General features: G+C 71.7%; 18 protein-coding genes. 8 read left to right on the top strand and 10 right to left on the bottom strand.

Annotated features, from left to right (window positions below):
• Positions 1 to 61: 61 nt before the first annotated feature.
• Entirely contained in the window at positions 62 to 1,102 is a 1,041-nt protein-coding gene (locus tag OG490_RS11095) for a LacI family DNA-binding transcriptional regulator (RefSeq protein ID WP_330296116.1), read from the bottom strand.
• A gap of 405 nt (positions 1,103 to 1,507) precedes the next feature.
• Here OG490_RS11095 and OG490_RS11090 point away from each other — a divergent pair, with 405 nt between their 5' ends.
• From OG490_RS11090 to OG490_RS11070, 5 genes are all read left to right on the top strand, one after another.
• The gene (locus OG490_RS11090; protein WP_330296115.1) at positions 1,508 to 2,782 is read left to right on the top strand and encodes an extracellular solute-binding protein; all 1,275 of its coding nucleotides are present in this window, start codon (positions 1,508 to 1,510) and stop codon (positions 2,780 to 2,782) included.
• An 8-nt stretch (positions 2,783 to 2,790) separates the two neighbouring features.
• Entirely contained in the window at positions 2,791 to 3,849 is a 1,059-nt protein-coding gene (locus tag OG490_RS11085; protein WP_330296114.1) for a carbohydrate ABC transporter permease, read from the top strand.
• On the top strand, positions 3,846 to 4,730 hold the full coding sequence (locus OG490_RS11080) for a sugar ABC transporter permease (RefSeq protein ID WP_443065791.1): 885 nt from the start codon (positions 3,846 to 3,848) through the stop codon (positions 4,728 to 4,730). The genes OG490_RS11085 and OG490_RS11080 overlap by 4 nt, the downstream gene beginning before the upstream one ends.
• Before the next feature lie 73 nt (positions 4,731 to 4,803).
• Positions 4,804 to 6,423 (top strand): glycoside hydrolase family 13 protein, encoded by a 1,620-nt coding sequence (locus OG490_RS11075; RefSeq protein WP_330296113.1) that lies wholly within the window; start codon positions 4,804 to 4,806, stop codon positions 6,421 to 6,423.
• Complete coding sequence (locus OG490_RS11070) at positions 6,408 to 7,433, top strand: LacI family DNA-binding transcriptional regulator (RefSeq protein ID WP_443065790.1); 1,026 nt, start codon at positions 6,408 to 6,410, stop codon at positions 7,431 to 7,433. The genes OG490_RS11075 and OG490_RS11070 overlap by 16 nt, the downstream gene beginning before the upstream one ends.
• A 910-nt stretch (positions 7,434 to 8,343) precedes the next feature.
• On the opposite strand, the gene OG490_RS11065 is transcribed toward OG490_RS11070, so the two are convergent.
• Positions 8,344 to 8,634, bottom strand: coding sequence for a hypothetical protein (locus OG490_RS11065; protein WP_330296111.1), 291 nt, complete (start codon positions 8,632 to 8,634; stop codon positions 8,344 to 8,346).
• Positions 8,635 to 8,706: 72 nt separating this feature from the next.
• On the opposite strand from OG490_RS11065, the gene OG490_RS11060 reads away from it, so the two are divergent.
• The 3 genes from OG490_RS11060 to pulA all read left to right on the top strand — a co-directional run bounded on the left by OG490_RS11060 (position 8,707) and on the right by pulA (position 16,510).
• Positions 8,707 to 9,111 (top strand): YrhB domain-containing protein, encoded by a 405-nt coding sequence (locus OG490_RS11060; RefSeq protein WP_330296110.1) that lies wholly within the window; start codon positions 8,707 to 8,709, stop codon positions 9,109 to 9,111.
• 158 nt (positions 9,112 to 9,269) lie between these two features.
• Positions 9,270 to 11,015 (top strand): carbohydrate-binding module family 20 domain-containing protein, encoded by a 1,746-nt coding sequence (locus OG490_RS11055; protein WP_330296109.1) that lies wholly within the window; start codon positions 9,270 to 9,272, stop codon positions 11,013 to 11,015.
• Between the two features lie 41 nt (positions 11,016 to 11,056).
• Positions 11,057 to 16,510, top strand: a complete 5,454-nt coding sequence (gene pulA, locus OG490_RS11050) for a pullulanase-type alpha-1,6-glucosidase (protein WP_443065789.1) — start codon at positions 11,057 to 11,059, stop codon at positions 16,508 to 16,510.
• Between the two features lie 40 nt (positions 16,511 to 16,550).
• Here the strand turns inward: pulA and OG490_RS11045 are convergent, their stop codons facing one another.
• The 8 genes from OG490_RS11045 to OG490_RS11010 form a co-directional block, all read right to left on the bottom strand.
• Positions 16,551 to 17,087 (bottom strand): GNAT family N-acetyltransferase, encoded by a 537-nt coding sequence (locus tag OG490_RS11045; RefSeq protein WP_330296108.1) that lies wholly within the window; start codon positions 17,085 to 17,087, stop codon positions 16,551 to 16,553.
• Between the two features lie 50 nt (positions 17,088 to 17,137).
• Complete coding sequence (locus OG490_RS11040; protein ID WP_330296107.1) at positions 17,138 to 17,869, bottom strand: TetR/AcrR family transcriptional regulator; 732 nt, start codon at positions 17,867 to 17,869, stop codon at positions 17,138 to 17,140.
• Between the two features lie 47 nt (positions 17,870 to 17,916).
• Positions 17,917 to 18,975, bottom strand: coding sequence for a PDR/VanB family oxidoreductase (locus OG490_RS11035; RefSeq protein ID WP_330296106.1), 1,059 nt, complete (start codon positions 18,973 to 18,975; stop codon positions 17,917 to 17,919).
• The gene (locus OG490_RS11030) at positions 18,972 to 19,874 is read right to left on the bottom strand and encodes a metal-dependent hydrolase (RefSeq protein ID WP_330296105.1); all 903 of its coding nucleotides are present in this window, start codon (positions 19,872 to 19,874) and stop codon (positions 18,972 to 18,974) included. Before OG490_RS11030 ends, OG490_RS11035 begins: the two co-directional genes overlap by 4 nt.
• Positions 19,875 to 19,964: 90 nt before the next feature.
• Complete coding sequence (locus OG490_RS11025) at positions 19,965 to 21,422, bottom strand: hypothetical protein (protein WP_330296104.1); 1,458 nt, start codon at positions 21,420 to 21,422, stop codon at positions 19,965 to 19,967.
• Positions 21,423 to 21,578: 156 nt separating this feature from the next.
• Positions 21,579 to 23,507 (bottom strand): hypothetical protein, encoded by a 1,929-nt coding sequence (locus OG490_RS11020; protein ID WP_443065788.1) that lies wholly within the window; start codon positions 23,505 to 23,507, stop codon positions 21,579 to 21,581.
• A gap of 85 nt (positions 23,508 to 23,592) precedes the next feature.
• Positions 23,593 to 24,393: a tyrosine-protein phosphatase gene (locus tag OG490_RS11015; RefSeq protein ID WP_330296103.1), complete on the bottom strand. Its 801-nt coding sequence runs from the start codon at positions 24,391 to 24,393 to the stop codon at positions 23,593 to 23,595.
• A 52-nt stretch (positions 24,394 to 24,445) separates the two neighbouring features.
• On the bottom strand, positions 24,446 to 25,066 hold the full coding sequence (locus tag OG490_RS11010; protein ID WP_330296102.1) for a rhomboid-like protein: 621 nt from the start codon (positions 25,064 to 25,066) through the stop codon (positions 24,446 to 24,448).
• Positions 25,067 to 25,071 lie beyond the last annotated feature (5 nt).

The following is a 25,071-nucleotide window of genomic DNA, read 5'->3' as shown; positions in this document are numbered from 1 at the left end:
GCGGACTACTGGAGGCCATGCGCCCCTAGGGATTTTCCCGGGGGTACGGGACCGCGCAGCCTCAGGAGCGGGCCGGACCCCGGCCCTGCTGCGGGCCCGAGGCCGTCGATCCGCGGACCACCAGTTCGGGCAGGAACACGAACTCGCTGTGGGGCGCCGGGGTTCCCCCGATCTCCTCCAGCAGCGTCCGCACGGCCGCCTGGCCCATGGCCTGCACGGGCTGGCGGATGGTGGTCAGCGGCGGATCGGTGAACGCTATGAGCGGGGAGTCGTCGAAGCCCACGACCGAGACGTCCTGCGGGACCTTGAGCCCCTGCTGGCGGGCCGCCCGGATCGCGCCGAGCGCCATCATGTCGCTCGCGCACACCACCGCCGTGCAGCCCCGCGAGATGAGCGCGGCCGCGGCGGCCTGGCCGCCCTCCAGCGTGTAGAGGGAGTGCTGGATGAGCTCCTCGACCTCGTCCTCGCCGAGTCCGAGCCGCTCCTTCATGCCGAGCCGGAAGCCCTCGATCTTGCGCAGGACCGGTACGAACCGCTTGGGTCCGACGGCCAGCCCGATCCGGGTGTGCCCGAGCGCGGTCAGGTGGGTCACCGCGAGCTGCATGGCGGCCCGGTCGTCGGGGGAGACGAAGGGGGCCTGCACCTTGTCGGAGAAGCCGTTGATGAGGACGTACGGGACGCCCTGCCCGCGGAGTTGGTCGTAGCGGCCCATGTCGGCCGTGGTGTCCGCGTGCAGTCCGGAGACGAAGATGATCCCGGAGACCCCGCGGTCCACCAGCATCTCGGTCAGTTCGTCCTCGGTGGACCCGCCGGGCGTCTGCGTGGCCAGCACCGGGGTGTACCCCTGCCGGGTCAGCGCCTGGCCGATGACCTGGGCCAGCGCCGGGAAGATGGGGTTGTCCAGCTCGGGGGTTATGAGTCCGACGAGTCCCGCGCTGCGCTGGCGCAGCCGTACGGGGCGTTCGTACCCGAGCACGTCGAGTGCGGCCAGTACGGATTCACGGGTGCCTGCGGCCACACCGGGCTTGCCGTTGAGCACGCGGCTGACTGTGGCTTCGCTGACCCCCGCCTGGGCTGCGATGTCGGCTAGCCGTGCGGTCACGGATAGGACTGTACCGGTCACGCGTCACCTTGGTAACCGAGGTGCAGGGGGCTTCGGGACGCGGCCGCGCACGGGGTGCCGCTGGAAGGGCTTGCAAGCCGGGGGTCGGCCGACGTGCGGGTCGAACCGGGTCGAGGCGGGTATTCATCCCCTGGTCCGCCGCCTGGTCCGCCGCCTGGTCCGCCGCCTGGTCCGCCCCCTGGTCCGCCCCCTGGCCGCGGGCCTGGAGAGTCCAGGAAGGTTCGAATCAACAGCAAGCTGCGGCAACCGTACGGACACACGGATGTAACGATCACCAGGTCTTGCAGAAAATTGCCGCAAGGTCTTTCGGTCGGCTTGCAGGCTTGTTACGTTCTCGGCAACTCGGGACCGCGAGGCGCGGCCGGGATCATCGAAGGAGTTCATATGCGGCGTGGCATAGCGGCCACCGCGCTGGTCGCGACTCTGGCGCTCGCGGCGACGGCTTGCGGCGGTGACACCAAGGACAGCAACGGCGGCGCCAAGGCCGACGGGGAGCTCTCCGGCACCGTCACCTGGTGGGACACCTCGAACGACGCCGAGAAGGCGTCCTTCCAGAAGCTCGCCGAGGCGTTCACCGCCAAGCACCCCAAGGTGACCGTCAAGTACGTCAACGTCCCCTACGGTGACGCCCAGAACAAGGTCAAGAACGCCTTCAGCAGCGGCTCCGAGGCCCCGGACGTCATCCGCTCCGACGTGGGCTGGGTCGCCGACTTCGCATCCCTCGGCTACCTCGCCGAGGTCCCGGCCGAGACGGCCAAGAAGGTCGACGCCGAGTTCCTGCCCCAGGCCGCGGCCAGCGGCAAGTACGAGGGCAAGACCTACGCCGTCCCGCAAGTCATCGACACCCTCGGCCTCTTCTACAACAAGAAGATGCTCGCCGACGCCGGCGTCCAGCCCCCCAAGACGCTGGAGGAGCTGAAGACGGCCTCCGCCGCGATCAAGGCCAAGACCGGCAAGGCCGGCCTCTACCTGCGCGGCGACGAGTCCTACTGGTTCCTGCCCTTCATCTACGGAGAGGGCGGCGACCTCGTCGACGCGAAGACCAAGACGGTCACCGTGGACAACGCGGCGGGCGTCAAGGCCTTCAAGACCGCCCGCGACCTGGTCACCTCGGGTGCGGCGATCACCAACGCCACCGACGGCTGGACCAACATGCAGACCGCCTTCAAGTCGGGCGAAGTCGCGATGATGATCAACGGTCCGTGGGCCGTCGCCGACAGCTACGCCGGTGACCAGTTCAAGGACAAGGCCAACCTCGGCGTCGCCGCCGTCCCGGCCGGTTCCGTCAAGGCGGGCGCCCCGCAGGGCGGCCACGACCTCGCCGTCTACGCGGGCTCCAAGAACATCGCCGCCGCGAACGCCTTCGTCGACTACATGACCTCGCAGGAGGTCCAGGTCCAGTCCACCAAGGAACTGAGCCTGCTCCCGACCCGGACCGCCGCCTACGAGCAGCCCGACGTCAAGTCGAACGAGATGGTCCAGTTCTTCAAGCCGGCCGTGGACAAGGCCGTGGAGCGCGCGTGGATCCCGGAGAACGGATCCCTCTTCGAGCCGCTCAAGGTCGAATACACCAAGGCGATCACCGGGGCCTCGAGCCCCGAGGACGCAGCCAAGGCGGCCGGCGTCGAATTCCGCAAGATCCTCAAGGGTTGGAAGTAGCGAAGAAGATGGCTGCTCACACCAGCCAGTCGGTGGCGAAGGCCGCGGGCAGCGAGGCCGGTCCTGACGCCGGCACCGCCGCCCGCGGCCGGAGCCGCAGGACTGACGGCAAGGCCGGCGGCAAGGCCGGCGGAAACAACCGTCCGGGGCTGAAGCGGGCCCTCGCCACCCACTGGTACGCCTGGGCCATGGTCACCCCCGTGGTGCTCGTACTCGGCGTGATCATCGGCTGGCCGCTCGTCCGCGGCGTCTACCTGTCGCTGACCGACGCCACCGAGCGCAACGTCGGCCGCACCATCGGCGCCAACCACATCGAGGCGACGTACCAGTTCGTCGGACTCGACAACTACGCCGCCGTCCTGGCCGACCCGGTGTTCCTGCAGCGGCTGGTGTGGACGGTGCTGTGGACCGTCGCCTGCGTGTCGGTCACCTTCGTGCTCGGCCTCGGCCTCGCCGGAGTGCTCAACCGCGAGTTCAAGGGCCGCGCCGCCTACCGGATGGCACTCATCCTGCCCTGGGCCGTCCCCGGATTCGTCTCCGTCTTCGCCTGGCGGTTCCTCTTCAACCGCGACAACGGCATCCTCAACAAGATCCTGGACGGCGGCGGCATCTCCGCCGTCCCGTGGCTCGACGACCCGACCTGGGCCAAGTTCTCGGTCATCGCCGTGAACGTCTGGCTCGGCATCCCCTTCATGATGGTCGCCCTGCTCGGCGGCATGCAGTCGATCCCCGGCGAGCTCTACGAGGCCGCCGAGATGGACGGGGCCGGACCCTGGCAGCGGTTCCGCCACATCACCCTGCCGGGGCTGCGCACGGTCAGCATGACCGTGATCCTGCTCTCCACCATCTGGACCTTCAACATGTTCCCGGTGATCTTCCTGCTCACCCGGGGCGGACCGGGCGACTCCACCGAGATCCTGGTGACCCAGGCCTTCCGCGAGGCGTTCGTGACCAGCCCGCGCGACTTCGCCGTCTCGGCGACCTGGGGCGTACTGATCCTCCTGCTGCTCATGATCTTCGCGCTGGTCTACCGGCGCTCGCTGCGCAAGCAGGGAGAGGTGTGGTGACCACCGTGACGACGGCCTCCAAGACGGCCTCCAAGAAGGCGGCCCCCGTCCGCCCGCGCGGCAAGCGGTCCCCGCTCGCCTCCGCAGGCCTGCACGGCACTCTGATCGTCGCGTCCGTGATCGCCGTGTTCCCGGTGCTGTGGGTCCTGCTGACCTCCCTCAAGCCCGCGAAGCACGCCATCTCCACGGACTTCGTGAAGGAACCCACCCTCGACAACTACCGCTACCTGGTGGAGTCGACCTCCTTCCTCACCTGGTTCGGCAACTCCGTCCTGGTCGCCGGCATCACCACCGTCCTCGGGGTGTTCATCGCCGCCACCACCGGATACGCCGTCAGCCGCTTCAAGTTCCCCGGAATGAAGCCGCTGATGTGGACCCTGCTCATCACGCAGATGTTCCCGATGGCCATCCTCATCGTCCCGCTCTACAACCTCATGGGACAGCTGGGGCTGCTCAACCAGCCGCTCGGCCTGGTCATCACCTACCTCACCATCGCCGTGCCGTTCTGCGCCTGGATGATGAAGGGCTTCTTCGACACCATCCCGGTCGAGATCGACGAATCGGGCCGCGTCGACGGGCTCAACCCCTTCGGCACCTTCTGGCGCCTGATCCTCCCGCTGGCCAAGCCCGGCCTCGCCGTCACCGGCTTCTACGCCTTCATCACGGCCTGGGGCGAAGTCGCGTACGCCTCCGCCTTCATGGTCGGCGACGAGCACCTCACCCTGGCCGGAGGCCTGCAGACCTTCGTCACCCAGTACACCTCCAACTGGGGTGCGATGAGCGCGGCCTCCGTCCTCATCGCCATCCCCGCGGCCTTCTTCTTCCTCTTCGCCCAGCGTCACCTCGTCGCCGGGATGACGGCAGGCGCGACCAAGGGCTGACGCCCTCGCGAGCACGGGCTGACCACCCGCAGCCTGCCCCCTCTCACCCCCGGCCCGATCTCCCAAGGACGACATGACCCAGCACCTCGCCGCCGAAAGCTCGTTGGACGGCCTCCCCACCTCCACCGGCACCCTGCCCGGCTGGTGGAGAGAAGCGGTGATCTACCAGGTCTATCCGCGCAGCTTCGCCGACTCCAACGGGGACGGCATGGGGGACCTCGAAGGCATCCGCACCCGACTGCCCTACCTCAAGGAACTCGGGGTCGACGCCGTCTGGCTCAGCCCCTTCTACGCCTCCCCGCAGGCCGACGCGGGCTACGACGTCGCCGACTACCGGGCCATCGACCCGATGTTCGGCAGCCTCCACGACGCCGACGCCGTCATCCGCGAGGCACACGGGCTGGGCCTGCGCATCATCGTCGACCTGGTTCCCAACCACTGCTCCGACCAGCACGAATGGTTCAAGCAGGCGCTGCGCGAAGGCCCCGGTACGCCACTGCGCGAACGCTTCCACTTCCGCGCGGGGCGCGGCGCGGACGGGGCCGAGCCCCCGAACGACTGGGAGTCCATCTTCGGTGGGCCGGCCTGGACCCGGGTCGCCGACGGCGAGTGGTACCTGCACCTCTTCGCACCCGAACAGCCCGACTTCAACTGGGAACACCCGGCCGTCCAGGACGAGTTCCGCTCGATCCTGAGGTTCTGGCTCGACCTCGGCGCCGACGGCTTCCGCATCGACGTGGCCCACGGCCTGGTCAAGGCCCCCGGCCTGCCCGACCTCGGCCGCGGCGAACAGCTCAAGCTGCTCGGCAACCAGGTCCTGCCCTTCTTCGACCAGGACGGCGTCCACGAGATCTACCGGTCCTGGCGCCGCGTCCTCGACGAGTACGCGGGCGACCGCATCGGAGTCGCCGAGGCCTGGACGCCGAGCGCCGACCGCACCGCCATGTACCTGCGCCCCGACGAACTGCACCAGGCCTTCAACTTCCACTACCTGAACACCGGGTGGGACGCGCAGGCGCTGCGCGCCACCATCGACGAGTCGCTGGACGCGATGCGTCCGGTGGGGGCGCCGACGACGTGGGTGCTGTCGAACCACGATGTCGTACGCCACGTCACGCGGTACGGGGGCGGCGCGCAGGGCCTGGCCCGGGCGCGCGCGGCCGCGCTGCTGATGCTGGCCCTGCCCGGGTCGGCGTACGTCTACCAGGGCGAGGAACTGGGCCTGCCCGAGGTCGTGGACCTGCCGGACGGGGTGCGGCAGGACCCGGCGTTCGCCCGCGGCGAGGGCCAGGACGGGCTGCGCGACGGCTGCCGGGTCCCGATCCCGTGGTCGGGCCACGAAGCCCCGTACGGCTTCGGCGACGGCGGCAGCTGGCTGCCGCAGCCGGCCGAATGGGCGGGCCTGAGCGTGGCCGCGCAGACCGGCGACCCCGCCTCGACCCTGGAGCTCTACCGCACGGCCCTGCGGCTGCGCCGCTCGCACCCGGACCTGGGCGCGGGCGAGGCGGTGCAGTGGCTGGAGGCACCGGAGGGCGTGCTGGCCTTCCGCCGGGGGGACTTCATCTGCACGGTCAACACCACGGACCAGCCGGTACGCCTTCCCGCGCCGGGCACGGTCCTGCTGTCGAGCGGCGGCCCGCTCGAGGACCCCTCGTCCCTGCCCGCCGACACGGCGGTGTGGTGGCAGGGGTGACTTCCCCCCTGCGGCTGACGGACATCGCCGCGCAGGCCGCGGTCAGCGAGGCGACCGTCAGCCGCGTGCTCAACGGCAAGTCGGGCGTGGCGTCCGGCACCCGTCACAAGGTGCTGGCCGCCATGGACCTGCTGGGCTACGAACGCCCGGTGCGGCTGCGGCGGCGCAGCAACGGGCTGGTGGGACTCCTCACGCCGGAGCTCACCAACCCCATCTTCCCGGCGTTCGCCCAGGTCATCGAGCAGGCCCTGGCCGGCCACGGCTACACCCCGGTGCTGTGCACGCAGACCCCGGGCGGGGCCACCGAGGACGAGCTGGTGGAGCAGTTGGAGGAGCGCGGTGTCACCGGCATCGTGTTCCTCTCCGGGCTGCACGCCGACTCCTCGGCCGACCCGTCCCGTTACCAGCGGCTCGCCTTGCGGGGCGTTCCGTTCGTTCTGATCAACGGTTTCAACGAACAGGTCCAGGCCCCCTTCATCTCCCCCGACGACCGCGCGGCGGCCGAGATGGCCGTCCGCCACCTGGAGGACCTGGGCCACCGCAGGATCGGCCTGGCCATAGGGCCCACGCGCTACGTGCCTTCGGCGCGCAAGGAGGCGGGTTTCACCGCCGCCCTCCCGTCGGCGGCGGCCGAGGGGCTCATCCAGCGCACCCTCTTCACCGTCGAGGGCGGCCACGCGGCGGGCGGAGCCCTCCTGGACCGGGGCTGCACGGGCATCGTGTGCGGCAGCGACCCCATGGCCCTGGGCGTCATCCGCGCGGCCCGCGAACGCGGACTGCGCGTCCCCGAGGACATCTCGGTCGTCGGCTTCGACGACTCCCCGCTCATCGCCTTCACGGACCCGCCACTGACCACCATCCGCCAGCCGGTCCGCGCCATGGCCACGGCAGCGGTCGGAGCCCTCCTGGAGGCCGTGGCCGGCACCCCGGTCCAGCGGACCGAATACATCTTCCAGCCGGAGCTCGTGGTCCGGGGGTCCACGGGACAGGGGCCGGGGCCGGGGGAGTAGGGGTTGGGGGGTAGGGGGCTTCGCTTGGTCAGGGCCCTCGCCCCCTCGCGCCACCGCCCTCGGACGGTGGTTGCCCACCCGCCCCGGCGGGGGTGAGACGCCGGCGCGGAGCACTGCGGAGCGGGACTTCGGCGACCTGGGCTGCGGGGTGTTCGGTGGCTTTGAGGGTCCCTGGGGGCGTCCCTCCAGTCCAGTGTCCTTCCGGGCCGGGTCGGTCCCTCAAGGGCGCTCCCTTCGGTCGCGTCGCTGCGCGATGGCCTGCGGCCACCCTTGACCGACCGACCCGTCCCGGAATGCCACAAGACTTCCGGGATCCCCCCCCGGGGGATGGCCGGGGGTCATATACGGAGGGGCGGCCGTGTCGCAGCCCCCGGCCCCGGTCCCGCCGGTCGGCCGACGTCCGGACGGTCGGAAGCCGCCCGCCTGGTCGGGGTTGGGGGCGCCGGGGAGTTCGGGACATCCACCCGACACCGATCGAGGACCCTTCCCGAGCCCGTCGCACGCCAACCCGCACGACAGGACGATGAGATGGCCCTCCGGGGCCCTGAGGCGCATCAGATCGCTATACAGTCGCGCTCGGCTCAGCGACTGACTGCCGGCTGGGGTCGGTAGGGCTTCGGGCAGCCCCGCCTAGCCGATGGCCGGGACCGGCAGCGTCGCCTTGGACCAGGACCTCCCCGGTGTCCAGGTCCTCGTACAGGGTCGGGCAACCGTCGTTGCCGGAGTTGGTATCGATGAACCGGAGTCGCCGTGCCATTGCCGTTCCCCTCCTGCCAGCGGGCAAGTCCCGATCAGGATGGGACGAGCAGGGGCTCCCCGTCCTGCGTGATTCGCAGTGATTCTCGGGGCGTGAGGCAAAAGGCCCCCGGCAGCGCGGAACCTGCCCCGTCCGCCAGCTGTCTTGGGCCGGCTAGAGGCCGGTTGGACGGCGGCGCATCACCACGCGCCAGGCGCCGAACTTCAGGCCTGCCGGGGCCATGTCCCAGGACTCGGCGGTCCAGCCCTTCGCCTCCAGCGTCGCCACTCCCCAGAAGATCTCGTTCGGTGTCGAAGCGCCTCCCCGGGCTATCAGGAGGAGGAAGGAGTACGGGTACGCGTCGATGGCGTTCGGGTTGGCTCGCAGGGTTTCGACGTGGACCGCTCCTTCCGCGAGGAGTGATTCGGCTGCTGTGTCGGTGGTCGACTTCTTGTCCGGGCGCATGGCCCCCACTGTGGCACCCCGGAGCCAGTACTGGCCGGGTGCGGGGGGCGGGGTGTCCGTGATGATGTGCGGATGATCGAGAAAGAGCATGCCGTGCGGTTGGTTCAGGTGCTTGTGGAGCGGAACAACGAGGAGGCTCGGGCGGCCGGGCCGCCTGTGGTGGAGACCGCGGTCTCGCAGGTGACGGAGCATCCGTTGTGCTGGGTGGTGGCCGTGGACAGCGCGGAGTACGTGCGCACGGGCGACTACAGTCACCGGCTGATGGGCGGGAGGCTTTATCTCGTGGACCGGGTCAGTGGCGGTCTCTACGAGATCGGTGGGCGGGCCTTCGCCATTGAGGACTGGGAGCCCAGCTACCGCCGGTTGGTCCGGGGTGAGTCGCAGGACTCCGGCGGGGTGGTGCGCCGGTTGTTCCGGCGAGGGGCGCGCAAGGGCGTGCAGTGGGTTGCTCCCGCGGGTGGTCCGTACTCCTCCTGATTTCGGGGTTCCCCCGACTCCGGCCTGAAACAATTCTGCAATCTCTTGCGCAAGGTCTTGCAGGGCTTCCTCCTGGCACCTACGGTCGCTCCAATCCCCAACTCGGCCGTGACCGGTCCCCACCCGGTCGCGTACCTCTCCGCCAGGAGGAACACCGCATGCTCACCCGTGCTCGCGCCGTCAGAGCCGCCGCCGCGCTGCTTTCCGTATCCGCCATATCCGCCGGAGCCGCCCTCGCCGTCGTCGGCGGGCCCGCGCCGCAGGCCTTTGCCGCCGCGCCCGGTGAGAAGGACGTCACCGCCGTCATGTTCGAGTGGCGGTTCGACTCCGTGGCGAAGGCCTGCGGGGAGAGCCTCGGGCCCGCCGGGTACGGGTACGTCCAGGTCTCGCCCCCGCAGGAGCACATCCAGGGGTCGCAGTGGTGGACCTCGTACCAGCCCGTCAGCTACAAGATCGCCGGGCGGCTCGGTGACCGGGCTGCCTTCAAGGCGATGGTCGACGCCTGCCACGCGGCCGGTGTGAAGGTCGTCGCCGACTCCGTCATCAACCACATGGCGGCCGGGGACGGGACCGGGACGGGCGGGAGTTCGTACACGAAGTACAACTACCCGGGCGTCTACTCCGGTACCGACATGGACGACTGCCGGGCGACGATCTCCAATTACACCGACCGCGCCAACGTCCAGAACTGCGAGCTCGTGCAGCTCGCCGACCTGGATACGGGCGAGGAGTACGTGCGCGGACGGATCGCGGGCTATCTCAACGATCTGCTCTCGCTCGGCGTGGACGGCTTCCGGATCGACGCCGCCAAGCACATGCCCGCCGCCGACCTCGCCAACATCAAGTCGCGGCTGACGAACCCGAGTGCTTATTGGAAGCAGGAGGCGATATACGGGGCCGGGGAGGCCGTCTCACCGACCGAGTATCTGGGCAACGGCGACGTGCAGGAGTTCCGGTACGCCCGCGACCTCAAACGGGTCTTCCAGGGCGAGAAGCTCGCCTACCTGAAGAACTTCGGCGAGGCCTGGGGGTACATGCCCAGCGGTCAGGCGGGCGTGTTCGTCGACAACCACGACACCGAGCGCGGCGGGGACACCCTCAACTACAAGGACGGGTCCGCCTACACGCTCGCGAGCGTCTTCATGCTGGCCTGGCCCTACGGGTCCCCCGACGTGCATTCCGGCTACGAGTGGACGGATCGGGATGCAGGGCCGCCCAATGGGGGTGCTGTGAACGCCTGTTACGCCGACGGGTGGAAGTGCCAGCACGCCTGGCGGGAGATCTCCTCCATGGTCGGCTTCCGCAACTCCGCACGCGGGCAGGCAGTCACCGACTGGTGGGACAACGGTGGAAACCAGGTCGCCTTCGGGCGGGGGACCAAGGCGTACGTGGCCATCAACCACGAGGCTTCGGCTCTGACCCGGACCTTCCAGACCTCCCTCGCGGCCGGGGACTACTGCGACGTGCAGAGCGGTCGCGCGGTCACCGTGGACTCCGGCGGACGGTTCACCGCGACCCTCGACGCCGGGACGGCCGTGGCCCTGCACGTCGGCGCGCGTAGTTGCGGGAGCGCTACTTCTACGCCGACTCCGACCCCCACCTTGACTGCCGCCGCCGGGGCTTCCTTCGCCGTCAACGCCACCACCGCCCTCGGCCAGAACATCTACGTCACCGGCGACCGCGCCGAGCTCGGCAGCTGGAACACCGGCAGCGCCCTCAAGCTCGACCCGGCCGCGTACCCCGTCTGGAAGCTCGACGTCAGCCTCCCGCCCGGCACGGTCTTCGCGTACAAGTACGTCCGCAAGGACGCCGCCGGAAACGTCACCTGGGAGAGCGGAGCCAACCGCTCCGCCACCGTCCCCGCGAACGGCAAGGTCACGCTGACCGACACCTGGCGCAACTGACCCTCCCGCTCCGCCCCGTCCCGCACCCGAGGAGATCCGCCTTGATACGCCCCGCCCTCGCCGGCGCGGCGGGAGTGCTCGCAGCCACCCTGGCCGTGACGCTCCTGCCCGCCCTCCCCGCCGCCGCGGCCGTTGCCGCCAAGGCGCCGCCGGCCCCGCCCTCGGACGCCAAGCTGGCCGCCGAGCCCGCGCGGCACGACCTGACCCGCGAGCAGTTCTACTTCGTGCTCCCGGACCGGTTCGCGAACGGTGATCCCGGCAACGACCGGGGCGGCCTGACCGGTTCCCGGCTGGAGACCGGGCTCGACCCGACGGACAAGGGGTTCTACCAGGGCGGTGACCTCAAGGGGCTGACCGACCGGCTGGACTACATCAAGGGGCTCGGCACCACGGCCATCTGGATGGCGCCGATCTTCAAGAACCAGCCGGTCCAGGGCACGGGCAACGGGGGCACCTCCCAGGCCGAAGGCTCTGGGGGAGTATCGGCCGGCTACCACGGCTACTGGATCACCGACTTCACCCAGGTCGACCCGCACTTCGGGACCAACGCCGACCTGGAGCGGCTGATCGACAAGGCGCACCGCAAGGGGATGAAGGTCTTCTTCGACGTCATCGCCAACCACACCGCCGACGTGGTCGACTACCGCGAGGCCTCGTACGGGTACCTGTCCAAGGGGGCGTTCCCCTACCTGACCAAGGACGGGGTGCCGTTCAACGACTCCGACTATGCGGAAGGGAAGGGGAAGTTCCCCGCCGTGGACGCGGACTCCTTCCCCCGGACTCCCTTCGTCCCGGAGGCGAAGAAGAACCTCAAGTCCCCGGCCTGGCTCAACGATCCGACGATGTACCACGACCGGGGCGACTCCACCTTCGCCGGAGAATCCTCCGGCCAGGGGGACTTCTACGGCCTCGACGACCTGTGGACCGAGCGTCCCGAGGTCGTGGAGGGGATGGAGAAGATCTACGAGAAGTGGGTCAAGGACTTCGACATCGACGGGTTCCGGATCGACACGGTCAAGCACGTCAACACCGAGTTCTGGACCCAGTGGGCCACCGCCCTGGACAAGTACGCGGCCCAGCACGGGCGCAAGGACTTCTTCATGTTCGGCGAGGTCTACTCCGCCGACACCGCCGTCACCTCCCCGTACGTGACCCGGGGCCGGCTCGACGCCACCCTCGACTTCCCGCTGCAGGACGCGATCCGCGCCTACGCCTCCCAGGGCGCGGGGGCCGGGCGGCTGGCGTCCGTCTTCGGCGACGACTACCGGTACACGACCGACAAGGCGAACGCGTACGAGCAGGTCACCTTCCTCGGCAACCACGACATGGGGCGCTTCGGGACCTTCCTGAAGCAGGACCGGCCGGCGGCGGGGGAGCAGGAGCTGCTGGACCGCTACCGGCTGGCCAACGAGCTGATGTTCTTCTCCCGCGGAAATCCGGTGATCTACTCCGGCGACGAGCAGGGGTTCACCGGCGCGGGCGGGGACAAGGACGCGCGACAACCGCTCTTCGCCTCGAAGGTGGCCGACTACCTGGACGACGACCAGCTCGGAACGGCGCGCACGCACGCGAGCGATGCTTACGATCCGGAGCACCCGCTCTACAAGGAGATCAGTGCTCTCTCGAAGCTGACGAAGGAGCACCCCGCCCTGCGGGACGGCGTTCAGAGCGAACGTTTCTCCGACGGGTCCGTCTACGCCTTCGCCCGTACCGGCACCGGCTCCGGCAAGGACGCCCGCACCCGCACCGAATACCTGGTCGCCGCCAACAACGGCACCGAGCCCCGCACCATCGAGCTCGACGCCCCGGCGGGCGCCCAGTACCGCACCCTCTACGGAGGGGGAGCGGCCGGAAGCAACGCCCTGACCCGCGCCTCCGCCGCCGGCAAGCTCACCATCACCGTCCCCGCGCTCGGCTCCATCGTCCTCCAGGCGGCCACCCCGACCGCCGAGCCCGCCGCCAAGCCCACCCTCACCCTCAAGGCCCCGGCACCCGGCGCCACCGGCACCGTCGAGCTCACGGCCGAGGTGACCGGCGACCCGCTGAGCCGCGTCGTCTTCGCCGCCCAGACCGGCACCGACAAGTGGCAGGTCCTGGGCTCCGCCGACCACGCGCCCTACAAGGTCACCCAGAACATCACCGCCCCGGCCGGCACGGCCCTGCGCTACAAGGCCGTGGCCGTCGACCCCTCCGGCCGCACCGCGAGCGCCCTCGCCGCGTCGAGCACCGGCCAGGCCCCGCCCGCCGAGGTCCCCACCGCCACCCAGCGCGAGTACGCGATCGTCCACTACAACCGCCCCGACGGCGACTACACCGACTGGCGCCTGTACGCCTGGGGCGACCTCGCCGAAGGTGAGGCCACTCCCTGGCCCGCCGGGCACGCCTTCACCGGCCGCGACGCCTACGGAGCCTTCGCCTACGTCCGGCTCAAGCCCGGCGCGAGCAGCATCGGCTACCTCGTCATCGACAAGGACGGCAACAAGGACGTGGCCGCCGACCGCACCGTCGACGTGACGAAGACCGGCGAGATCTGGCTCGACCAGGGCAAGGAAGCCCCCCGCCCCGAGCGCCCCGCCTACCCCGCGCAGGACCAGACCAAGGCCGTCCTGCACTACCAGCGCCCCGACGGCGCCTACGAGGGCTGGGGACTGCACGTCTGGACGGGCGCCGCGACGCCGACCGACTGGTCCAAGCCGCTGCTCCCCGTCCGCACGGATTCCTTCGGGGCCGTCTACGAGGTCCCGCTCGCCGCCGGGGCCACCAGCCTCAGCTACATCCTCCACAACGGTGACGCCAAGGACCTCCCCTCCGACCAGTCCCTCGACCTGAAGGCCACCGGCTCCGGCCACGAGGTGTGGATGCTGGGCGGCAAGGAGAAGTACCTCCTCCCGCAGCCCGCCGGTTCCGCCGCCGCCCTGGACCTCACCAAGGCCCAGGCCGTCTGGATCGACCGCGACACTCTTGCCTGGAACGCACCGCCGGCCGCCGCCTCGCTCCAGCTCCTGGCCTCCCGCGACGGCGCGATCACCGCCGAGAACGGCGTCCTCCACGAGGGCGGTGCCGCGTGGCTGCGCCTGTCGAAGACCGAGCTCACCGCCGCCCAGAAGGCGAAGTTCCCGCACCTGGCCCAGTACGCCGCCTTCACCGTCGACCCGCGCGACCGGGACCGGGTCCGCGAGGCCCTGCGCGGCCAGCTGGTCGCCAGTGCCCGCGCCGCGAACGGCGCCGTCCTGGCGGCGACCGGGGTCCAGCTCGCGGGCGTCCTCGACGACCTGTACGCGAAGGAAGCCGGAACTGCCCCGCTCGGCCCCGTCTTCAAGGACGGCCGCCCCACCCTCTCCGTCTGGGCACCCACCGCCCAGCAGGTCGCCCTGGAGCTCGACGGCGGCCGCACCGTCCCCATGCGCCGCGACGACGCCACCGGCGTCTGGTCGGTGCGCGGGGAGCGCGACTGGACCGGCAAGAAGTACCGCTTCGCCGTCACCGTCTGGGCCCCCAGCACCCGCCAGATCGTCCGGAACCTGGTTACGGACCCCTACTCCACCGCCCTGACCGCGGACTCCACGTACAGCCTGGCCGTGGACCTGGCCGACCCGAAGCTGGCCCCGCCCGGCTGGCGCGAGCTGAAGAAGCCCGCCGCCGTCCCCTTCGCCTCCGCCCAGATCCAGGAGCTCCACATCCGCGACTTCTCCGTCGCGGACCGCACCACCACCCACCCCGGCCAGTACCTGGCCTTCACCGACACCGGCTCGGCGGGCATGGGCCACCTGCGCGACCTGGCCGCCGCCGGGACCTCGTACGTCCACCTGCTCCCCGCCTTCGACATCGGCACCGTCCCGGAGAAGGCCGCGGACCGCACCGAGCCCGCCTGCGACCTGAAGGTCTACGCCCCGGACTCCGAGGAGCAGCAGGCCTGTGTGGCCGCCGCGGCCGCGAAGGACTCGTACAACTGGGGCTACGACCCACTGCACTACACGGTTCCCGAGGGCTCGTACGCCAGCGATCCCAACGGCACGGCCCGCACGGTGGAGTTCCGCCGGATGGTGCAGTCGCTGAACGGCGCGGGCCTGCGCACGGTCATGGACGTGGTCTACAACCACACCGTGGCGGCCGGGCAGTCGGACAAGTCCGTCCTGGACCGCATCGTCCCCGGCTACTACCAGCGGCTGCTGGCCGACGGCTCCGTCGCCACCTCCACCTGCTGCGCCAACACCGCGCCCGAGAACGCCATGATGGGCCGCCTCGTCGTGGACTCGGTCGTCACCTGGGCCAAGCAGTACAAGGTGGACGGCTTCCGCTTCGACCTCATGGGCCACCACCCGAAGGCCAACATCCTGGCGGTGCGCGCCGCCCTCGACGCGCTGACCGTGGCCAAGGACGGGGTCGACGGGAAGAAGATCGTCCTCTACGGGGAGGGCTGGAACTTCGGCGAGGTCGCCAACGACGCCCGCTTCGTCCAGGCCACGCAAGCGAACATGGCCGGCACCGGCATCGCCACCTTCTCCGACCGGGCCCGCGACGCGGTGCGCGGCGGCGGCCCCTTCGACGAGGACCCGCGCGTACAGGGCTTCGCGTCCGGGCTGTTCACGGCGCCGAACTCCTCGCCCGCCAACGGCACGGCCGCCGAGCAGCGGGCCCGGCTCCTCCACGACCAGGACCTGATCAAGGTCGGACTGACCGGCAACCTGGCCTCGTACGCCTTCACGGACTCCACGGGCAAGGCGGTCAAGGGCTCCCAGGTGGACTACAACGGCGCCCCGGCCGGTTACGCGGCGGCGCCCGGCGACGCGCTGTCCTACGTGGACGCCCACGACAACGAATCGCTCTTCGACGCCCTGAAGTACAAGCTCCCGGCGGGCACTTCGGCCGCCGACCAGGCCCGTATGCAGGTCCTGGGGATGTCGGTCGCGACCCTCTCCCAGGGCCCGTCCCTGTCCCAGGCCGGCACGGACCTGCTGCGCTCGAAGTCCCTGGACCGCAACTCCTTCGACAGCGGCGACTGGTTCAACGCCGTCCACTGGGACTGCCGGGACGGGAACGGCTTCGGCCGCGGCCTGCCGCCGGCCGCCGACAACCGCTCCAAGTGGCCCTACGCGAAGCCGCTGCTGGCCGCCGCGACCAGCGCGGCCCCCGGCTGCACGGAGATCACCGGCGCCTCGGCCGCCTACCGGGACCTCCTGAAGATCCGCACGAGCGAACCCGCCTTCGGCCTCACCTCGGCCGAAGCGGTCCAGTCCCGGCTGGCCTTCCCGCTCTCCGGGCCCCAGGAGACCCCGGGCGTGATCACGATGACCCTGGGCGAGCTGGTGGTGGTCTTCAACGCCACCCCCGCGCCGCAGGCCCAGCGCCTCCCCGCCCTCGCGGGCACGGCCTACGGACTGCACCCGGTCCAGGGCTCGGGCACGGACGCCACGGTCAAGGGGTCGGCGTACGACGCGGGGACGGGGGAGTTCACGGTCCCCGCGCGCACGGTGGCGGTCTTCAAGCGGAGCTGATTCGCTCGGAGGGGCGGCTCGGACCAGGCTCGGACCAGGCTCAGACCAGGGTGAGCTGATCGAGCCGCTTCTCCAGCAGGATCACCCCGTACACCTGCCCGTTCTTGCCCACCTTGTGGGGGAACTCCCCGACCACCCGGTAGCCCGCACCCTGGTAGTACGCGATCAGCCGGGGGTTGGTGGAGACGCAGTCCAGCCGCGCCCGTTCGCGGCCGGTCCTGGCGATGCGCCGCTCGGCATGTTCGAGCAGCCGCCGGCCGGCCCCGGCGGGCGCGGTCTCGCGTTCGACCATGAGCCGGTGCACGTAGCCCGCGACGGGCGGCTGGATGCCCCAGGCCTCCTCGTCGCACCACCACAGCTCGTACGCCCCGACGGCGTGCCCGTCGCCGTCCGAGGCGAGCCACACCTCGCCCTGCCGCATGACCGCCAGGAAGTGCGCAGGGTCCCTCTCCCCGGGCTTCCACTGCTCGATCCCCTGCGCGCGCATCCAGCGGGCGGCCTGGTCGTACAGCTGCACCAGCGTGCCGGCGTCCTTCTCCTCGGCCTGCCGGAACAAGATCCCGTCGTCAATGATCACGCGGGCATTATCGCCCGACGGATGATCAAGGAGGGTCGTCCGGAGCGTGGTTATCGACGCGGCGCGGGCACGCCCGCCTCCGCGGCAGCCGGTACGAGCGCCGCGAGCCGCCCCACCAGCTCCCCGAACGGCCCGTCGGCCGGCTCGTCCACGAGGATCCGTACGAGGATGCCCGCCATCTCCGCGTCGTAGGCGGCGCTGACCGCGGCCAGGGCCGCGAAGTCGTGCACCAGTTGCAGCTCCAGCTCGGCGCGCGGGATCCGCCGCCCGTCCAGCCAGATCAGCGCGGTGGACTCGGCCAGCGACACCCACGAGCGCACCACCAGCTCCAGCCGTGCGGGCGGAGCCTGTGCGGGGACCCCCAGATGGGCCAGGATCTGCTCGTACGCGGCCTGGCGCACCTCGTCGATCATCGCGTTGGCCCGGTTGCTCCCGACCGCCGGCCCGCCCCGCATCAGCGCCGAGAACCCGGGCCCGTGATCGTCCACGAAGGCGAAGAAGCGCCCCATGACCCGCAGCAACCGCGCCCCGAGCGGCCCCTCCTGCGGCTCCACGAACCGCAGCGCCAGCTCGTCGGCGGCCCGGCGCAGCGCAGCCTCGTACAGGCTGAGCTTGCCGGGGAAGTAGTGGTAGACGAGCGGCCGCGATATCCCGGCGGCCGCCGCGATCTCGTCGATCGACACGTCGTCGGGCGAGCGGTGGCTGAACAGCTCCAGCGCCACCCCGATCAGCTGCTGCCGCCGCTCCTCGACACCCATCCTGCGCCGCACCCCGGTTGTCATGCGGAACACCCTACTGCGCGTCCCCGCGGGGCCGTCCGGACCGTCCCTCAGAGGTCCAGGACCAGGTGGTCCGTGGCCGCGCGGGAGACGCACAGGAGCATCGAGTCCTCGCGTTCGCCGTCCGTCAGGAGGGTGTCGCGGTGGTCGACGGTCCCCGACAGCACCCGGTGCTGACAGGTGCCGCAGAAGCCCTGCTCACAGGAGTACGGGGTGTTGGGGAGTTCGCGGCGCACGGCCGTCAGGGCGGATTCCTCCGCGGCTACCTCCACCAGCCGCCCCGAGCGGTGGAGTTCCACCGTGAAGGCCCTCGCGTCGCTGCCCGAGGCCGCCGGGGTGAAGCGTTCCAGGTGGACCGGGACGGACTCCGGGACCGCCGCCTCGACCGCCGCCATCAGAGGGGCCGGGCCGCAGCAGTAGACCAGGGTGTCCGGGCCGAGCGCGGCGAGCGGCGACAGGTCGGGGAGGCCCGCCTCGTCCTCGGGCACCAGCGTGACCCGGTCCCCGTACGTGGCCGCCAGCTCGGTGGCGAAGGGCATCGAGGCGAGCGAACGGCCCCCGTAGAGCAGGGTCCACGCCGTACCCGCCGCCGTCGCCGCCCGGAGCATCGGGAGGACCGGGGTGATGCCGATGCCGCCCGCGACGAAGGCGTACGAGTCCGCGGGCTCCAGCGGGAAGCGGTTGCGGGGCGGGCGCACCGGCAGCTCCGCGCCCTCCACCAGCTGGGCGTGGGCCTCGCGCGAGCCGCCGCGGCCGTCCTCGACGAGGCGGACGGCGATCGTGTAGCGGCCCTGTTCGGAGGGGTCGCCGCACAGGGAGTACTGGCGGACCAGGCCCGACGGGAGCTGTACGTCCACGTGCGCACCCGGGGTCCAGGCCGGGAGTTCCGCCGATTCCAGGGTCAGGGACAGGACGCCGTCCGCGGGCTCCGTACGGGACACGATCAGGGCCGGGATCCACCGCCGCGGCGAGTACCCCGAGACCGGGGTCTCCAGCGCGGGCAGGGGCCACAGGGGCGACCCGGCATTGATGCGCCTGCCGATCGCCCGCTTCGTCAGCCAGGCGGCGCCCGCGAGCGCCCCCACCGCCAGTGCCTTGCTCCGCCTCATGCCGTGAAACCACCGTTCGCGCCGGGGGAGGAGGCCAGGTAGGCGACGGCCTGGGCCGTCGAGCCCTCCTGCGAGGGGTGGTAAGTGCGCGACAGGTACGTCGGGATCGACTTCAGCATCGCGCCCGTGGACGGCAGGGTGCCCTTGCGCCCCGAACGGTGGAACTGGCCCACCGAGGCCTTGGAGCCGGGCGGCAGTTCGGGGTCGTGTTCCATGAAGTAGCGCGAGCCGCGCTGCCACAGGAAGACCAGCGCGGTGAAGGCGGTGGCCCAGGTCCGGGCGCGGCGGCGGTAGTTGCCGTCCAGATGCATGAAGAGGTCGAAGGCCACCGAGCGGTGCTCGACCTCCTCCGCGCCGTGCCAGCGCAGCAGGTCCAGCATCACCGGGTCCGCGCCGCGCCGGTCCAGCTCCTCGGCGTTGAGCACCCAGTTGCCCAGGAACGCCGTGTAGTGCTCGATCGCGGCGATCATCGCCACGCGCTCCATCAGCCACCACTTGCGCGCCTTGCCCGGCGGCAGGGTCCGGTCGCCGAGCATCTTCTCGAAGAGCCAGTCGACCTGGGCCGTGTACGGGGTCGGGTCCAGGCCCAGCCGCTTGAGGTGCGGGAGCACGTCGTCGTGCGCGCTCGCGTGCATGGCCTCCTGGCCGATGAACCCGACGACGTCCTCGCGCAGCCGGTCGTCCGTGATGTACGGGAGCACCTGCTTGTAGACGTGCACGAACCAGCGCTCGCCCGCCGGGAGCAGCAGGTGCAGCACGTTGATGGTGTGGTTGGCGAAGGGGTCGCCGGGCAGCCAGTGGAGCGGGGTGTCCTCCCAGGAGAAGGACACGTTCCGCGCCTTGAGTTCTATGTGTTCCGACGCCACGGGGGCGGGCGACGCGGGCGGCGTATTAGACATGGCGTCAATGTACTGATGGGTATGGGGGAGGGAAACCCCTCTGCGTCCATCAAGTTCCGCGCCCCCCGGGGCTCGGGGGGCGCGGTCCGGCTACCGACCCGTCCGCCCGCTCGCGAGCGCCCACTCACGGTTGAGGGTGCCCAGCGGGATGCGGCGCTCGAGGACGGGCGTGCCGAACAGGGACAGCTGGAGGTGGAGCTGCCCGCTCAGGTCGAAGCCGCCGTACAGGGCCCACGCGCCGTCGAGGGAGGTCTTGCCGTCGGTGGACGCGCCCGCCTTGGCGTCGGCCTCGCCGCGCAGGTACGGGGCGAAGTCCGCGCTGACGCCGACGGCCCCGTACAGGCCGACGGAGGCCTCGGCCCCGAGCGCGCCCCTGACCTTCCCGGCGGCGGTGACGCTCGCCCGGAGCGGGGTGCTCCGGACGGTGGACGCGCTGACGGGAGTCCAGCCCTTGCCCGTCGCGTAGGAGCCGCCGACCTTGAAGTCGCCCTTGACGTCCTGCTGGACGTCCAGGGTCACGCGGCCGTCGGCCTCCACCTGGACGTAGCAGGTCAGGTCGAGGTTGACCACGACCGGCACCGGTCCGACCTGGATGACCGGAGCGCTGTGCAGCTTGGCGAACGGGATCCGCTTGGGCGCCCCGGCGCTCGCGGCGGCGCGGCCCTGGAGCTTCCACTGCGAGGACCAGTCGCCGCTCATGCCGAGGAAGGCGGAACGCGGCCCGGCGGCGCCCCCGCCCGGGCTGCCGTCGTACGCGAACTCCACCTGGGGGGCCAGCTGGACGAACCCGGACACCGAGGCGCCGGCCGAGGCGGGGGCGTCCGGGGCGGTGTCCACGGCGGCGTTCACGTCGAGCCGCAGGGTGCCCAGGGGCAGCTTCGCGCCTTCGGGGCCGAAGGTCGTGCCGTGGCTCTTGGCCCAGGAGAAGGTGACGCCCTTCATCAGGGGTTCGACGGTGACCGACGCGGGATCGACGGGGACCTTGCCGTCGGCCTTGTCCTCGTTCAGGACGGACGCCAGTGTCGCGGAGGCGGTTTTGACCTCGGTGCCGAGGTCGGTCTTGCCGACGACCTCGGTGACCTTGGCGAGCAGGCCGTTGGGGGCGCCGGGAGCCGGTGCGCTGGCGATGACGTCGCCGACCGCGACGGGCTTGTCGGCCTCGGGCTTCTTGCCGGGCTCCGGGTTCTTGCCCGGCTCCGGCTTATTGCCGGGCGAGGACGACGGTGCGGCCGAGGACGACGGGGCGGGCCCCTGCGGGGCCTTGGCTATGACGGCCCGTCCGCTCGCCTGGTCGTACGAGGCGACCTTCAGCGAGGACTGCCCGGCCCTGCCCTTCCCGTCGGCGCGGGACACGGCCGCCGGTGTCGGTGTGCCCTGTGGCGCCGCGGCCACGTCGAGCTGCCGCGGCGTGCCCTGGTCCGCGGACGCGAGGGCGGCGGGGGCGGCCGGGTCGGCGGCGCCGGTGTGCGGCGCGGAGGAGCAGCCGGTGGCGGTGAGCGCGAGTGTGGTCAGGCCGGGGAGCAGGAGCCGTCGGGCGAGCATGCGCACGTGGGTGAACCTTCGGTACGTGAGGGGGGTGGGTCGGTTACCTGTCGGTAACCGGAATCCGATCATGTCATGTACGCCTACTGGCAGTCATGTCCGGATCGCGCCAACTACCCGCCCGTTCGCGACGGTTGAAGATTCACCCACCTGCGGGTGCGACTACCGCAGCACCCCCGCCTTCGAGCCGTCCGTCAGCTTGCCCGACAGCTCCACCTGCGCCCCCGCCGGAGCCTTCACCGCCAGCCGGTTGCCCACCGCGGACCCGCTCACCTGGCCGCCGCCCACCGTCAGCGAGGCGAACTGCGCACTGCCCGCGGCCAGGACGTACCACTGCCCGGCCTTCGACTTCCACAGCACCCCGGCCAGCACCCGGGGCTCGCGCGCCCCGCACGCCGGCGAGCCCTCCGCCTTGGCGGCCTGCGCCGCCAACGGAGCCCCCGGGGCCAGGAACTGCGCCTGCACCCGGTCCGCCGTGCCCTGCCAAGTCTCCGCCCGCGTGCACAGCCAGGTCGCCGAGCCGTCGCCCTCGGGCAGCGGCTGCTTCGCGTACGTCCACGCGTTGACCGTGCGCACCCCGTGCGAACGCACCGAAGGCAGCAGGCAGGCGATCCGCGACCAGTCGCCCAGCTCCGCGCCCTCCGTCACGTTCCGCTCGGCGCCCGGCGCCCCCGAGGTCAGCCGGGCCGGGGTCAGCTCGCCCAGGTCGGTGATCAGCCGGGTCGCGCCGTCGCCGGTCAGGGCCAGCGCGTTCCAGCTGGTGCAGGTCCCGTCGGGGGCCGGGCTGGGCACCGGCGGAGTCATCCCGCCCGGCGTCAGCTTCAGCTCGGAGGGGGCTTCGCCCGGCTTGAGCAGGTCCCGCAGCGCGGCCCCCGTCACCCAGGGCGCCGCCAGGTAGCGGACGTTGCCGTCGACCCGGCTGAGTACGAGCGCGGTCGCCGTGTCCGCGGAGGCGCCGTCGGTCCGGGCGAAGTCCAGGGCCGCGATCTCGGTGCCGGAGCGCGGTTCCGCGTACCGGGCCACGCGCAGCCCGTCGTAGAGCAGCACCACGACGGCCTGGTCGACGGTCCCGGCGAACAGCAGCTGCGGCGGCCCCATCGGCGGACCCGACGGGGTGCCGGGGGTGGCCGAGACGACCACCGAGCGGCCGGGCCGGGCCCAGACGGCCAGCGCCCGCCGCAGCAGGGCGGTGTCGTCGGCCCGGTCCCCGCGCGCGGGCCAGGCGGAGTAGTCGGTACGGGAGGACGTGCGCCAGGCCCCCGGCGCGGCCCGGACCAGCTGCCCGGGATCCAGGGCCTGCTCTGCCGCCGCGTTCTTCGCGTACAGCGGGGCCGCGGCCCCGTCGGCCCCCCAGCCCCCGCCGGGCAGGGCGAGCAGCGCCCCGCACACCACGAGGGCGGCCCCGGCGGCGATCCCGGCCCGCGCGAAGCGGCGTCGGCGCAGCAGATCGGTGGGCCGGGCCTGGAGCACGCACGGATCGAACTCGGGGGAGGCGAACAGCTCGTCGGTCCCCGGATCCCCGGACTCGGCGACGGCGGCGGCTGGATTCACGACCCCGGCCTCCGCCAGCACCCGCAGCACCTCCGCCTCGGGCAGCCGCTCCAGCGCCCGCAGGACACAGGCGGCCCGCCCCGGCCCGTCGAGGGTGGCCAGCCACTGGTCGAGCGCCAGCTCCTCGGCGCCGCCCGAGCGCGGGAACAGCCGCAGCCCCCACACCTGGGGGAGCAGCGGCGGCAGTTGGGCCCGCCGGGGCAGCGCGCGGAAGGTCAGCGGGATCCCGGCCTCCAGGGCGGCCCGCAGCACGCGCAGCCGTACGTACGCGTACCCGGACTCGGGACCCGCCCCGCCCCGCTGCCCGGGAACCCCGCCCTGCACCGCGGCCTGGGCGGCGACCGCCCCGTCCCGGCGGCCGCGCGGCAGGGCGCGCTGGGCCAGCGAGTGGGCGGTGAGGACCCGGCGGTTGCGGCCGAGGGCGGGCGGCAGCACCAGGTAGGCCAGCCGCACCAGCCGCGGATAGTGCTCGACGATGGCGGCCTCGGCCTGCTCGACGTCGGGCGAGAGGGGGCGGGTGGCGGTATCCGGCGCAGTCACATTCAGCAGAACGAGCGAATGGTCGGATGGTCACCCGTCGCCAGTGCACGCGTTCGGATCGACCCGTCCCTCGGCGTGGTGACGTCTAGTCGATGAGGCGGGCGCGCAGCGCCTCGACCGTCTCGTCGGAAATGCCCAGGCCCTCGCGCACGTACTTCTCCATCGAGCCGTAGCGGGTGTTCACCTCGTCCATCGCCGCCTCCAGGTAGGAGGGGAAGACGCCGATCAGGGCCAGCGCGATGTCCGGGTCCCCGCCCGCCGCCGTGAACCCCTCGATCATCGGGGCGAAGGCCTGGCGCACCGCCGGGTTGACCGACAGGTACTCGCTCATCAGCGTCTCGTCGTCGGCGCCGAGCAGCGACAGGACGACGGTCGCGCCCCAGCCCGTACGGTCCTTGCCCGCCGTGCAGTGGAAGAGCAGCGGGCCCGACCGCGGGTCGGCGAGCTCGGTGAGCAGCGTCCGGTACGAGGCCTGCGCGGATGCGGAGCTCACCAGCGAACGGTAGACGCCGCCGAACAGCGCCTGCGCCTTGCCGCCGCCCAGGTGCTCCTCGGCGACCGCCGGGTCGGACAGCAGGTCCTTGAGCTGCGCGGCGACGGGCATGCCGGCCGGGCCGGAGCTCATCTTGTCGGCCAGGACGTCGGCTATGAGCAGCCGGGCATCGGCCGGCACCCGGTCGGGGTGGTCGGCGCGCTCGGCGTCGGTGCGGAAGTCGATGACCGTACGCAGGCCCAGCGCGGCCACCGCCGGGTCGCTGTCCACGTCGAGCCGGTCGAGCTGGCCGGAGCGGAGCACCAGGCCGGGGCGGACCGTGCGGCCGCCGGAGAGCGGGGTGCCGCCGAGGTCGCGGAGGTTGGCGACGGTCGTGGCGGGGGTGGCGGTCATCTTGGCGACTCCAGCGTTGGCGTGGCGGTGGATTCACATGGGGCACGTGAATTCAGGAGGTGACGCGTGTCATCCATACGATTTTCGGAGATTTCGCTCCGGAAAGGTAATCGGCGGCCACGGACACCCCCAGTCCGAGCCCCAGCGCCACCAGGTGCCCGGCGTCCGTGAAGGTCCGGCCCCGCATGAGGACGGGCCGCACCGCGAGCGCCAGCAGCCCCGCCCGGGCGGCCGTGCGCACCGGCCCGCGCGGCAGCGCCGAGGTCAGCACGCCGAGCACGGCGTTGAACCCGTAGCTCGTGCCCACGTCCACCGCCCGCCGGGTCCGCGGACCGGCCGTCCTGCGCAGCACCTCGTAGACCAGCAGGGTCGCCGCGCCGTGCCCGAACAGGAAGGCGGCGGCCGTCCACCAGGCCCCGTACGCGTATTCGCAGTAGCCGAGGACCGCCGTCAGCAGCAGCGCGTACGGCAGCGGCATCGGCTCCTCGACGAGGAACGCGCTGGCCGGCAGGGTCTCCCAGCGGCCCGCATCGAGGTTGTCGGCATTGGTCGAGCAGGCGCGCAGCACCCGCTCGCGGGCCGCCGGATCCAGCCGTTCCAGGGCGTACGCCCCCAGCTGGACCCCGCCCGTGTACACGGCGCCCAGCGGCACCTTCCAGCGCAGTGAGTTCACCTGGT

The sequence above is a fragment of the Streptomyces sp. NBC_00503 genome, from assembly GCF_036346895.1.
Taxonomy (GTDB): domain Bacteria; phylum Actinomycetota; class Actinomycetes; order Streptomycetales; family Streptomycetaceae; genus Streptomyces.
This window is presented reverse-complemented; position numbering and strand designations above follow the sequence as displayed.

What these genes read in the sequence shown, in the direction of transcription:
- OG490_RS11015 (WP_330296103.1), bottom strand. Translation starts at nt 24,393, where the DNA reads ATGACCGCCACCCCCGCCACGACCGTCGCCAACCTCCGCGACCTCGGC.
- OG490_RS11060 (WP_330296110.1), top strand. Translation starts at nt 8,707, where the DNA reads ATGATCGAGAAAGAGCATGCCGTGCGGTTGGTTCAGGTGCTTGTGGAG.
- OG490_RS11065 (WP_330296111.1), bottom strand. Translation starts at nt 8,634, where the DNA reads ATGCGCCCGGACAAGAAGTCGACCACCGACACAGCAGCCGAATCACTC.
- OG490_RS11090 (WP_330296115.1), top strand. Translation starts at nt 1,508, where the DNA reads ATGCGGCGTGGCATAGCGGCCACCGCGCTGGTCGCGACTCTGGCGCTC.
- OG490_RS11040 (WP_330296107.1), bottom strand. Translation starts at nt 17,869, where the DNA reads ATGACAACCGGGGTGCGGCGCAGGATGGGTGTCGAGGAGCGGCGGCAG.
- OG490_RS11030 (WP_330296105.1), bottom strand. Translation starts at nt 19,874, where the DNA reads ATGTCTAATACGCCGCCCGCGTCGCCCGCCCCCGTGGCGTCGGAACAC.
- OG490_RS11075 (WP_330296113.1), top strand. Translation starts at nt 4,804, where the DNA reads ATGACCCAGCACCTCGCCGCCGAAAGCTCGTTGGACGGCCTCCCCACC.
- OG490_RS11035 (WP_330296106.1), bottom strand. Translation starts at nt 18,975, where the DNA reads ATGAGGCGGAGCAAGGCACTGGCGGTGGGGGCGCTCGCGGGCGCCGCC.
- OG490_RS11085 (WP_330296114.1), top strand. Translation starts at nt 2,791, where the DNA reads ATGGCTGCTCACACCAGCCAGTCGGTGGCGAAGGCCGCGGGCAGCGAG.
- OG490_RS11055 (WP_330296109.1), top strand. Translation starts at nt 9,270, where the DNA reads ATGCTCACCCGTGCTCGCGCCGTCAGAGCCGCCGCCGCGCTGCTTTCC.